The organism is Arthrobacter sp. B10-11, from assembly GCF_033142195.1.
Lineage (GTDB): Bacteria > Actinomycetota > Actinomycetes > Actinomycetales > Micrococcaceae > Arthrobacter > Arthrobacter oryzae_C.
Window position 1 is genome coordinate 169,003 of the sequence record NZ_JAWMTH010000003.1, and the last position, 11,880, is coordinate 180,882.

An 11,880-nucleotide genomic window follows, 5' to 3' on the forward strand; every position below is an offset into this window, starting at 1 on the left:
CCGCCGGCCCTGTTTGCCCGGGCGGCCCGGGGCTATGCTCTGAAGATGGCAGACACTTCCGGGGCGGAGCCCGGCGTTAGCCACGCGCAGCGGCTTCTCCTGCAACGCCATACCGTCCAGCGGCGCACCGTCATCCTCCTGGGGTCGGCGCAGCTCCTGAGCGGAATCGGCACGGGTGCCACCGTTGCCATCGGCTCGCTGCTGGCAGTGGACCTTTCCGGATCCAGCGTCTGGGCAGGCTCCGTCGCCACGGTGATGACACTCGCCGCTGCCCTGTCGGCGCTGCCGCTGGCGTCGCTGGCCGAGCGCCGCGGCCGCCGTGCCGGCCTGGTGACGGGTCTCGCGGCAGCCCTCGCCGGTATGGTGTGCATCGTGGGTTCCGTGGTGTCAGGAACTTTTGCCTTGCTTCTCCTGGGCACTGCCGGCGTGGGGGTCGGCACCGCGTCAAGCCTGCAGTCGCGCTTCGCCGCCGTGGACCTCGCCGATGACGAACACCGCGGGCGGGCCCTGTCCGCCGTCGTCTGGGCCATCACCATCGGCGCCGTTGCAGGACCCAACCTCATCCAGCCCGGCGCGGTGGTGGGCCAGGCAGTGGGGCTTCCGCCCATCGCGGGCCCCTTCATCATTTCCGCCGCCGGACTCGTGCTGGCCTGCGCCCTGCTGCTTGCAGGGCTCCGCCCGGACCCGCTGCTGTTCGCACGGCAACTCGCAGCGGCTGGAAGCCAGCCGGCCGCCGGACCTCAGCCGGCAGGCCCGCTGCCCGCCGGAGCACAGCCGGCCGCACCCCGCGGCCGGGCCCTCGGCCGGGGATTGCGGGCCGCCCGCAGCTCGCCGGCCGCCGTCCTGGCGCTGGCTGCCGTCGTGGGTGCCCATGCTGTCATGGTGGGCGTGATGTCCGTGACGCCGCTGCACCTTCAGGAGCTGGTGGCCGGCCCCGGCACCGCCGCCCATGCCGGGCACGCGGCCTCCGGGGACGTCCTGGTGATCATTGGCTTCACCATCTCGCTGCACATTGCCGGGATGTTCGCGTTGTCGCCCGTGATGGGGTGGCTGACGGACACGGCAGGGCGGAAGCAGACGATCGTCGTCGGGTTCGTCCTGCTGCTCGCGGCAGTGTCCGCCGCCGGCCTGGGACAGCGCTCGACGGCCGGAGTCGCCGTCGGACTGGTTCTCCTCGGGCTCGGGTGGTCCGCAGCTACGATCGCAGGATCAACGCTCCTGGCTGAAAGTGTCCGCCAGGAAGACCGTGTGGTGGTGCAGGGCGTGTCGGACATGCTGATGGGAGCAGCGGGCGCGGTGGGCGGCGCCATCTCGGGCGTCATCCTCAGCTGGGCGGGCTACCCGGGCCTCAACCTGGCCGGAGGACTGGTTGCCGGAGCTGTCCTTGCCGCGGCCGTCGTCGCGCTCCTGCCCGGGCGGGCAGGGGGCCGCACGGGCGGGATGTCCCGAACGGCCCGGGGCCGCTCACTTGCGGACTGAGCGCACCATTCCCAGCAGGCGCCCGAAGATGCCTTCGCCGTCGTCCGCAATGCCGTCGTGGTGGAAGTCCGCCGTCTCCCACACCTGGAGCCCGCGCACCGCCGAGGCCGTTTCGAGGGAGAGGTCCCGGTCAACGTAGATGTCCTCGCTGTACACCGCGGCGGCAACGGGAACGGTGTTAGCAGCCAGCCGTTCCGGGTTGTACAGCGGCTTCCAGTCCGGCTTCTCCGCCAGCAGCTGCGCAACGTTCCCCAGCGGACGCAAGGCCGGATCCTGTTCGAAGTACCAGGGGTAAACCATTTCGCCGGTCAGCAGCGGCTCGGCGGCGTCCGGACGGAATTCCGGGAAGTCCTGGAGCACACGCAACGCCGCCCAGTCTGTCGCCTCGCCCTGGCCATAGATGGATTCATGCATGAGGGCGTACAACGGGTTCCCGGCGCGGGTGACAAGTCCACGGACCTGCTCCAGGAAGGTGTCCGAGAGGCGCTCCCCGTGAGGCGTCGCCACAAAGGCGTCCTCCAGCAGGTGGTGCAGGGTGTCCACGCGGGTATTGCCGCCCATGAACGAGCCAACCATCTGGAAGCGCTCCACGGTGAGCCGCCCGCCGTCGGGCAGGTGCTCCTCCGTGTCACGAAGGTGCCGTGCAATCCGGCTCACGGCGGCGCGGTCCTCCGGATAGGCGGCGAAGTATTCTCCGTTGCGGGCGGCGACGCGGCGGTAGGTGGCCTGGTACACCCTGTCCGCCGGACCGTGCAGCGGCGCCAATCCCCCGGTGATGAGCGCCTCACGCAGGCCCTCCGGGGCGAAGGAGAGGTAGCTGAGCGCGCAGAAGCCGCCGTAGCTTTGCCCGTAAATCGTCCACGGGGCTGACCCGAGGGCATGCCGGATCGCTTCGGCATCAGCCACAATCGAGTCCGCGCGGAAGTGCGTGAGGTAGTCCAGCTGGTCCGCATCATTCCCGCGCAGAGGGAGCGTGTTGCGGTCGATCGGGGTGGACAGTCCGGTCCCGCGCTGGTCCAGCATGAGGATGCGGAAGTCCTTGGCCGCCGCCTTGCTCCAGCCGCCAAGCGCGGGAAGCCGGTTGCCGCGGCCTCCGGGGCCGCCCTGCAGGTAGAGCAGCCACGGAAGTTCCGCGGCTTCCTCTTCGCTGTGATCGGCCGAGACGTATTCCCGGGCAAAGACCGTGATCGTCTCCCCGGAGCCGGAGCCGGAGCCGCAACCGAAGTGGTCCAGCGGCACCTCGAAAAAGTGCTCGGCCGTGCGCATCCGGCGGTATTCATGCCGCGCCCTGACGGTATGCGGGACGGCCGGCGCGTTGGTGCCGGCGGCCGCCGCCTCCAGCATTCCCACGGCGGCCAGCCCGGTCATCGGAAGATCAGCCAAGGACCTGCGCCTCACGGGCGGTGCCGAAGGACTCAAGGGCCTCCCCGGTCAGCCGGAACGTGGACCACTCCTCCATGGGGAACGCGCCCAACTTCTTGTAGAAGTTGATGGACGGTTCATTCCAGTCGAGGACGCTCCACTCGACGCGGGCATATCCGCGTTCGACGGCGATGGCGGCCAGGTGCTGCAGCAGCGCCTTGCCGTGGCCTTCGCCCCGTGCCTCCGGAGTCACATAGAGGTCCTCGAGGTAGATGCCGTGGACGCCTTCCCACGTGGAATAGTTCAGGAACCAGAGCGCGAAGCCCTGGACGTCACCGGATTCGTTCTCGGCCATGGCGGCAAACACCCGCGGATGCTCGCCGAAAAGTACCGCGGTGAGCATTTCCGGTGTGTTCCGGACGGCGTGGGGTTCCTTTTCATAGACGGCCAGGTCGTGGATCATCTGCAGGATGACGGGGACGTCGTCTACCGTGGCTGGCCGGATTACACTCATGATGGGGTTCTCGTCTCTCCCTGCTGGAGGGTGTTTTGAAGCTCGGGCTTGATGTCCACTCTACTGAATCCTGCCGCCCTGCCGCTCGATGCGGGGGGAGGCAAGCGGCGCCCACACTACTACCGACCGGCGGTGAGCTATGAACGGCCAGAACGGAGTGCGCACCCGGGCGAAACTCCTGCTCATCGTGGTGCTGGTAGTGGGAGGTGCCGCGCTTGCCGGCGGGGCGCTTTTCCAATTGACCGGCCCGCGTCCGGATCCGGTATCACCAGCATCCGCTCCGGCGGGGGCCGTGCCGTCGCCGGCATCCGCTCCGGCGGGGGCCGTGCCGTCGCCGGCATCCGCTCCGGCGGGGGCCGTGCCGTCGCCGGCATCCGCGCCGGCTGGGGCCGTGCCCCTCACTGACCTCCGGGCGCTGATCAGCAGTCCCGGGGCGCTGACCATCAGCGTCCTGGGGGACTCCACCGGGGATGAACCAGGCGAATGGGTCGACTTGTGGGCCCGGGACCTGGCGGCACGCGGAACCGTTACCCTCCACTTCTGGGACGCGGCCGCAGGCGACTGGGAAGCGCATCCCACGGTGTACCCGGGCCCTGATCGATCCATCACTGTCTGGAACGGTTCCCGTGCAGGAGCCTCCTACGCCTATCCGCTCGAGCACCTGCACCGGATCCAGCCCTCGCGGCCCTCGCTTACCGTGCTGAATTTCGGGCACAACCCGTACCCGGACCGGGCTGACGAGGGGGCCGCGGAGCTGCTGGCGGCCTCTGACGCCAAGTGGGCCGCGCCGGTTCCGGCAGCAATCGTGCTGCAGAACCCTTCGTTGGGGATGTGGCAGGAGCAGACGGCAGGCAGTGTGGCCGCGCTTCGGGGCTGGGCGCCGGGTGCAGGCTACCCCGTGATCGACGTCAACGAAGCGTTCCGGGCACGTGGAGGCCTGCCTGGCCTGCTGGCGGACGACGTCCATCCGAATCCAGCAGGACAGCGGCTGTGGGCGGACACAGTCCGTGCCGCCCTGGGTTGACGGCCGCAGTCCCGGTCAGAGCCTGCTGACGTCGGTCACCCGCACCACAGCGGTGCCGGTCTCATCCGACGCCGCCAGGTCAACCTCCGCCGAGATCCCCCAGTCGTGGTTTCCGGCAGGATCGTCAAAGATCTGCCGGACCTTCCACGTCCCGGGTTCCTCGGTGATGATGAGCAGGCCCGGTCCGCGGGCGTCCGGCCCGGTGCCGATGTCGTTGTGTTCGTCGAAGTAGTCGTCCAGGACATCCTCCCAGCGGTCGGCATCCCAGCCCGTGCCGCCGTCGAGTTCGCCGAGTTCGGTAGCAGCCTCATCGGCGAAGAGTTCCACGCGCCGGAACATTTCGTTCCGGACCATCACCCGGAACGCCCTGATGTTGGAGGTCAGCGACGGCGGCGGAGGCGGGGGAGCGTCGTGCGGGGTCGGGGCGGCGCCGGACGTGAGTTCCTCCCACTCGTCCAGCAGGCTGGAGTCCACCTGCCGGACCAGCTCGCCGAGCCAGGCAATGAGGTCCTCGAGGTCTTCCCGCAGGGCATCCTGCGGGACCGTCTGGCGCAGTGCCTTGAAGCCGTCGGCCAGGTATCGCAGCACGATGCCTTCGGAACGGGCCAGGCCGTAGAACTGGACGAATTCGCCGAAGTTCATGGCCCGCTCATACATGTCCCGGACCACGGACTTGGGAGCGAGTTCGAAGTCGCCCACCCACGGCGCTGCCTTGCGGTAGACGTCGAACGCTTCGCCCAGGATTTCCGCGAGCGGTTGGGGATAGGTGACGTCTTCCAGCATGGCCATCCGCTGGTCGTACTCGATGCCGTCGGCCTTCATCGCGGCGATGGCTTCCCCGCGGGCCTTTTTCTGCTGGGCGGAGAGGATCTGCCGGGGCTTTTCCAGCGTGGATTCGATGACGGACACCACGTCAAGGGCGTACGACGGCGACTCCGGATCAAGGAGTTCCAGTGCCGCCAGCGCGAACGGCGAGAGCGGCTGGTTCAGCGCGAAGTTGGCCTGCAGGTGGACCGTGAGCCGGACGGTCCTGCCGTCCGGTCCCTGTTCCCCGGCCGGGATCCGTTCCACCACTCCTGCGGCCAGCAGCTCCCGGTAGATGCCCAGCGCCTTTTTCATCAGCTGCAGCTGTGAACTGCGTGGTTCATGGTTTTCCGTGAGCAGCCGCCGCGCGGCCTTGAACGGGTCGCCGGGCCGTTCCATCAGGTTCATCAGCATGGCGTGGGTCACGGTGAAGCTTGATGTCAGCGGATCCGGGACGGACGAGACCAGGCGGTTGTAGGTGGGTTCACCCCAGGACACGAAGCCCTCCGGCGGCTTCCGCTTGACCACCTGGCGGAGCTTCTTCTGATCGTCCCCGAACTTTGCGGTGGCCTTGGCCATCGCCTTGACGTTCTCAATCACGTGCTCGGGGGCCTGCACCACCACGGTGCCGGCGGTGTCGTAGCCGGCCCGGCCGGCGCGGCCTGCGATTTGGTGGAACTCGCGGGAGTTCAGCAGCCGGGTGCGGACGCCGTCGTACTTGCTGAGGGCGGTGAGCAGGACCGTGCGGATGGGCACGTTGATGCCCACGCCCAGCGTGTCGGTACCGCAGATGACCTTGAGCAGGCCGGCCTGGGCCAGCTGCTCCACCAGCCGGCGGTACTTCGGGAGCATGCCCGCGTGGTGGACACCGATGCCGTGGCGGACCAGCCGGTTGAGGGTCTTGCCGAACCCGGCCGCGAAGCGGAAGCCTGCAATCAGCTCCGCGATCTTGTCCTTCTCCTCCCGCGTGCAGACGTTGATGCTCATCAGGTTCTGGGCGCGGTCGATCGCCTCCAGCTGGCTGAAGTGGACCACGTACACCGGAACCTGCCTGGTGGAGAGCAGCTCTTCAAGGGTCTCGTGGACCGGCGTCTGCTCGTAGTAGTAGTGCAGCGGAATCGGACGTTCAGCGGAACTGACAGTCGTCGTCGGGCGCCCCGTCAACTCGGTGAGGCCGGTCTCGAAGCGGCTGACATCCCCCAGCGTTGCGGACATCAGCAGGAACTGGGCCTGCGGCAGCTCCAGAAGCGGCACCTGCCAGGCCCAGCCGCGCTGGGGGTCGGAGTAGAAGTGGAACTCATCCATGATCACCGCGCCCAGGTCCGCACCGGCCCCCTCGCGCAGGGCGATGTTGGCGAGGATTTCAGCGGTGCAGCAGATGATCGGCGCGTCCTGGTTGACGCCTGAATCGCCGGTAATCATCCCCACGTTTTCAGCGCCGAAGATTTCGCACAGGGCGAAGAACTTCTCCGACACGAGTGCTTTGATGGGCGCCGTGTAATAGCTGCGCTCCCCCCGGGCCATCGCCTGGAAGTGCGCGGCGATCGCCACCAGGGACTTGCCGGAGCCTGTCGGAGTAGCCAAAATGACGTTGTCACCGGACGCCAGCTCCATAATGGCTTCGTCCTGGGCCGCGTAGAGTGACAGCCCCCGGCTTTCGGTCCACTCGACGAAGCGGGTGTACAGCTCGTCCGGATCGTGGGCCGTCCCGCTGGAGGTGCGTTCGGCCGGGACAGGGAGCTGCTCAACGAGTTTCATTGCTTTCAAGCTTAGTGCCCGCCGCCAATGGGTGGTTCTTCCTTGGTCGCGGGGCCGGCCGGGGCTAGGCTCGGCCTGACGGCAAGAGCACGAGCCATTGGAGGGCGTCTTTGAAATGGGATCCTGCGAAGTACGTGGAGTTCGGGAACCACCGCGACAGGCCGTACTTTGACCTCACGGCGCGCGTCCATGCTGACGATCCGCGCCACGTGGTGGACCTCGGCTGCGGACCCGGCAACCTGACAGCCACGCTGGCAGAGCGCTGGCCCGGTGCCGAGGTGGTGGGCATCGACTCGTCCGCCGAAATGCTGCGCCAGGCTGAAGACCATGCGGCGCAGTACGCCAACCTTTCCTTTGCGCTGCGGAACATCACCGAATGGATGCCGTCGCACCTGACGGATGTGGTGGTGACCAATGCGGCGCTCCAGTGGGTCCCCGGACACACCGCGCTGCTGGCAGGCTGGCTGGAGGCACTCAGGCCGGGCGGCTGGTTCGCCCTGCAGGTTCCCGGCAATTTCGGTTCTCCCTCCCATGCGCTGATGAGGCAGCTGGCCGGGTCCGGCCGCTGGAAGGAAGCGCTCGACGGCGTGCTGCGCCACGATGACGCTGTCGCCGAGCCCGCCGGATACCTGAACATCATGCTCGACGCCGGCTGCGACGCCGACGCCTGGGAAACCACCTACCTGCAGGTGCTTCAGGGGCCGGACCCGGTGCTGGAGTGGGTCAGGGGAGCAGGGCTGCGTCCGGTGCTTGCGGCGCTGGCGCCGGAGGAAGCTGCGGAATTCGAAGCCGAGTATGCCGCCCTGCTCAGGGACGCCTACCCTGCCACCGCCCACGGCACCGTCTTTCCGTTCCGGAGGACCTTCGCAGTCGCGCGGAAACGGGCCTGACCATGCCGTCACTGCGGGGGGAGGTGCGGTGCTCCGAGGCCTGATGCTGCGGCTGCTCGCCGCGCACAAACCGGCGGTGCTGGCCATCGTGGTGCTTCAGCTTGTCCAGACAACGGCCAATCTCCTGCTGCCCACGCTCAATGCCTCCGTGGTCGACGACGGAATCGTCAAGGGCAATACAGACCTCATTCTTCAGCTGGGCGGCTGGATGGCCGCAATTGCCGCTGTCCAGGTGGCCGCTGCGCTGGCCGCGGGATACCTCAGCGCCAATGTGGCCATGAAGCTCGGCCGGCAACTGCGCCTGGAGCTCTTCGCAAAAGTCCAGACGCTGTCCTCCCAGGAAGTGGCGACGTTTGGTGTGCCGAGCCTGGTCACACGGGCCACCAACGACGTGCAGCAGATCCAGGCGCTGGCCGTGCTGGTCTTCACCATGCTGGTGGCGGCGCCAGCCATGGGAATCGGCGGTATTGTGCTGGCCCTGAACCAGGACGTGGCCCTGTCCGGCATCCTGGTGGCCATTGTGCCGGTGCTGGTGCTCATCATGTACGTGATTGTCCGCCGTCTGGTGCCCCTGTACAGGGAAGGCCAGGTGCTCATCGACCGCATCAGCAGCGTGCTGCGGGAGCAGATCATCGGAGCCAACGTCATTCGCGCCTTCGTCCGCCAGGCACACGAGGCGCGCCGCTTCGCCGTCGTCAACCGTGACCTGACCCGGAACAACCTGCAGTCGGCGCTGCTGGTGGCAGGAATGCTGCCGCTGATCATGATCGTGGTGAACCTGTCATCCGTGGGCGTGGTGTGGTTCGGCGGCCACAGGATCCAGGCCGGGGAAATGCAGATCGGCGCACTCACGGCGTTCATTGCCTACATCCTGCAGATCCTCATCGCCATCATGATGGCGATGTACGTCCTGATGACCGCTCCCCGCGCCGCCGCCTGTGCGGAACGGATCGGAGCCGTGCTGGACACCCGCCCGGCCATCGCGGATCCGCCGGTTTCCCGTTCAGGGCTGCCCCACGGGCGGCGCACACCCGGCGGTACGGTGGAATTCCGGGACGTCACATTCTCCTATCCCGGAGCTGAGGCGCCGGTGCTGGACAGCATCAGCTTTACGGCTTCGCCGGGCACCATCACCGCCATCATCGGTTCCACAGGCAGCGGAAAGTCAACACTGATCAACCTGCTGCCCCGGTTCCTGGACGCCACCGCAGGGGACGTCATGATCGGCGGGCACAACGTCCGCTCACTTCCGCTTCACTTCCTGCGGGACAGCCTGTCGCTGGTGCCCCAGCGTGCCTATCTCTTTGCCGGCACCGTGGCCGAGAACCTGAGGATAGCTGCCCCCCATGCCAGCGACGAGGACCTCTTCCGCGCGCTCCGCACCGCCCAGGCGGAGGACTTTGTCCGGGAACTGCCGCAGGGACTCAACAGCGCCGTCGGCCAGGGCGGAACAAACCTGTCCGGCGGGCAGCGCCAGCGACTGTGCATAGCCCGGGCTCTGCTCCGCGACGCCCCGGTGTACCTTTTCGACGACAGCCTCTCAGCGCTGGACTATGCAACGGACGCCCGACTCCGCCAGGCGCTAGCCCCGCTCACGCGCCGATCCACGGTGATCATCGTGGCCGAGCGCATCGCCACCATCCTTGATGCCGGCCTCATCCTGGTGCTGGACCAGGGCAGGCTCGTTGCCCAGGGGACGCACGCAGAACTCATGCGCACCTCGACGGTGTACCAGGAAATTGCTGCCTCACAGCTTGCGCTGGGAGGCAGTCTATGACCGGAAGCACGACGACGGCGGTCACCGGCGGCGGGCCCGGAGCCGGCGCCTGGGCCACCGGCCGGCGCCTCCTGGGACTCCTGGGGCCGGTCAAATGGCGGATGCTCGCCGCCGTGGCGGCAACGTGCGCGTTTGTGGCCCTTAACGTGACGGCGCCCAAATTACTGGGTGACGCCACCGACGTCGTCGTTGACGGTGTCTTTGGAGGCACCTTCAACGAACAGGGGCTGGCCTCCCTGTTGCTGACCGTGGCAGTGATGTACATCGGGGCATCTGTTTTTAGCTGGGTGCAGGGCGCCGTCACCGCCACGGCGGTGCAGCGGGTGAGCTACCGGTTGCGGGCCGCCGTGGAGGACAAACTGCCGCGCCTCCCCTCTGCGCATTTCGACGAGCAGCGCCGCGGCGATGTCCTCAGCAGGGCCACCAACGACGTGGACAACATTTCCCAGGCCCTGAACCAGCTGCTGAACCAGCTGATCCTGTCCGCGCTGATGCTGCTCGGCGCACTGTCGATGATGCTCTGGCTGTCCCCGGTGCTGGCCGTCATTGCGCTGGTGACCGTGCCGTTTTCCGCGCTGGTCACGGTCCTCGTGGCGCGGAAGTCCCAGGCGCATTTCTCCGAACAGTGGAGCACCACGGGCGAACTCAACGCGCACCTGGAGGAGTACATCACCGGCCACGAGGTGCTCAAGGCTTTCGGACGGCAGGGGATGGCCACCGAGACCTTCACCAACAGCAATGACAGGCTGTTCCGGACCAGCGCCCGCGCACAGTACGTCTCCGGCGCCGTCCAGCCCCTGCTGGTGTTCGTCTCCAACCTCAATTACCTTGCCGTGGCCGTGGTCGGGGCCCTGCAGGTCACGGCCGGCGCGATGACCATCGGCGGAGTCCAGGCCTTCATCCAGTTCAGCCGGCTCTTCAGCCAGCCCATCGGCCAGATCGGCGGCATGGTGACGCTGATCCAGTCCTGCATCGCCTCAGCCGGGCGCGTGTTCGCTCTGCTCGACGCAGCCGAAATTCCGCCGGAGAGGGTGGAACCCGGGCAGGCGGACCCGGTGCGGGGGGAGCCGTCAGGCGCCCTCAATCCAGGAACCGGAAGTACCCGAGCCGGAATCACCGGCGGCCGCGTGGTGTTCGACGCCGTCACCTTCGGCTACAGCAGTGAAGCCCCCGTGGTCCATGAACTGTCCTTCACCGCCGAGCCGGGCCGGACCGTCGCCATCGTGGGCCATACCGGTGCCGGCAAAACCACCATGGTGAACCTGCTGATGAGGTTCTACGAGCTGGATTCGGGCCGGATCACCGTCGACGGGGTGGACATCGCGGAATGCTCGCGGGATGAGCTCCGGTCCATGATCGCGATGGTGCTGCAGGACGCCTGGCTGTTCAACGGCACCATCAGGGAGAACATTGAGTACGGCCGCCCCGGTGCGAGTGACGCGGACATCCAGGCGGCGGCCGAAGCCACGCTGGTGGACCACTTCGTCCGGGCCCTCCCGGACGGATACGCGACAGTGTTGGGCAATGACGGCGATACCCTCAGCCACGGCCAGCGGCAACTGATCACCATCGCCAGGGCACAGCTGGCCGGCCGCAGCATCCTGGTCCTGGACGAGGCGACGAGTTCGGTGGACACGCGTACTGAGGTGCAAATCCGGCGGGCGATGCTGCAGCTGCGGCAGGGCCGGACCAGCTTTGTGATTGCCCACCGTTTGTCCACCGTGCGGGACGCTGATCTAATTCTGGTCATGGACCACGGACGAATCGTTGAACAAGGGAACCACCGCCAGCTGCTCGCAGCCAACGGGCACTACAGCAGGCTCTACGATGCCCAGTTCGCCGGCAAGGAAGAGGCTCTGCGCGCAGGGGAGTCCGGGCTGTGAGCGGTGTGAACGAATTTCCCGGGAGCTGGAAGCCGAACCAAGGCAGTTCCGTGCCGCTCTTCGAACAGTTGCGCCTGAACATCATCGAGCGGGCAGACAGCGGCGTCCTTGCCCCCGGTACGCGCCTGCCGGCGGTCCGCAGCCTGGCCACCGCACTGGGTGTGGCTCCGCACACCGTGGCCCGCGCATATAAGGAGCTGGAAGCGGCAGGAGTCGTTGCAACCCGCGGCAGGCACGGAACCATCGTCTGCGCCAGGGACGAAGCCTGGTCCTCGCTGAGTGCGGCGGCCGCAGAATTCGCTACCGCGGCTAAGGCCCAGGGCGCCAGCTTCGCCGAGGCGGTCCAGCTGTTGGCGGCAGCCTACGACGCCGAATAGGCGGCCGCATGG

Annotated in this window: 9 protein-coding genes; 6 read left to right on the forward strand and 3 right to left on the reverse strand. The window is 67.5% G+C overall.

Annotated elements, in window-relative coordinates:
- Window positions 1-45: 45 nt before the first annotated feature.
- A complete protein-coding gene (locus tag RW112_RS10690; RefSeq protein WP_317781754.1) occupies window positions 46-1,479 on the forward strand; it encodes an MFS transporter in 1,434 nt (477 codons plus the stop codon).
- On the opposite strand, the gene RW112_RS10695 is transcribed toward RW112_RS10690, so the two are convergent.
- Complete coding sequence (locus tag RW112_RS10695; RefSeq protein ID WP_317782180.1) at window positions 1,465-2,823, reverse strand: alpha/beta fold hydrolase; 1,359 nt, start codon at window positions 2,821-2,823, stop codon at window positions 1,465-1,467. The genes RW112_RS10690 and RW112_RS10695 overlap by 15 nt on opposite strands.
- A gap of 31 nt (window positions 2,824-2,854) precedes the next feature.
- On the reverse strand, window positions 2,855-3,355 hold the full coding sequence (locus RW112_RS10700; protein ID WP_317781755.1) for a GNAT family N-acetyltransferase: 501 nt from the start codon (window positions 3,353-3,355) through the stop codon (window positions 2,855-2,857).
- A 139-nt stretch (window positions 3,356-3,494) separates the two neighbouring features.
- On the opposite strand from RW112_RS10700, the gene RW112_RS10705 reads away from it, so the two are divergent.
- A complete protein-coding gene (locus RW112_RS10705; protein ID WP_317781756.1) occupies window positions 3,495-4,379 on the forward strand; it encodes an SGNH/GDSL hydrolase family protein in 885 nt (294 codons plus the stop codon).
- A gap of 15 nt (window positions 4,380-4,394) precedes the next feature.
- On the opposite strand, the gene RW112_RS10710 is transcribed toward RW112_RS10705, so the two are convergent.
- Window positions 4,395-6,941, reverse strand: coding sequence for a DEAD/DEAH box helicase (locus RW112_RS10710; protein ID WP_317781757.1), 2,547 nt, complete (start codon window positions 6,939-6,941; stop codon window positions 4,395-4,397).
- A 110-nt stretch (window positions 6,942-7,051) separates the two neighbouring features.
- On the opposite strand from RW112_RS10710, the gene RW112_RS10715 reads away from it, so the two are divergent.
- The 4 genes from RW112_RS10715 to RW112_RS10730 are packed head-to-tail and all read left to right on the forward strand — an operon-like array spanning window position 7,052 to window position 11,868.
- Complete coding sequence (locus tag RW112_RS10715) at window positions 7,052-7,831, forward strand: trans-aconitate 2-methyltransferase (protein WP_317781758.1); 780 nt, start codon at window positions 7,052-7,054, stop codon at window positions 7,829-7,831.
- A 43-nt stretch (window positions 7,832-7,874) separates the two neighbouring features.
- A complete protein-coding gene (locus RW112_RS10720) occupies window positions 7,875-9,608 on the forward strand; it encodes an ABC transporter ATP-binding protein (protein WP_317782181.1) in 1,734 nt (577 codons plus the stop codon).
- Window positions 9,605-11,491 (forward strand): ABC transporter ATP-binding protein, encoded by a 1,887-nt coding sequence (locus RW112_RS10725; protein ID WP_317781760.1) that lies wholly within the window; start codon window positions 9,605-9,607, stop codon window positions 11,489-11,491. The genes RW112_RS10720 and RW112_RS10725 overlap by 4 nt, the downstream gene beginning before the upstream one ends.
- On the forward strand, window positions 11,488-11,868 hold the full coding sequence (locus RW112_RS10730; RefSeq protein ID WP_317781761.1) for a GntR family transcriptional regulator: 381 nt from the start codon (window positions 11,488-11,490) through the stop codon (window positions 11,866-11,868). The genes RW112_RS10725 and RW112_RS10730 overlap by 4 nt, the downstream gene beginning before the upstream one ends.
- Window positions 11,869-11,880: the final 12 nt, after the last annotated feature.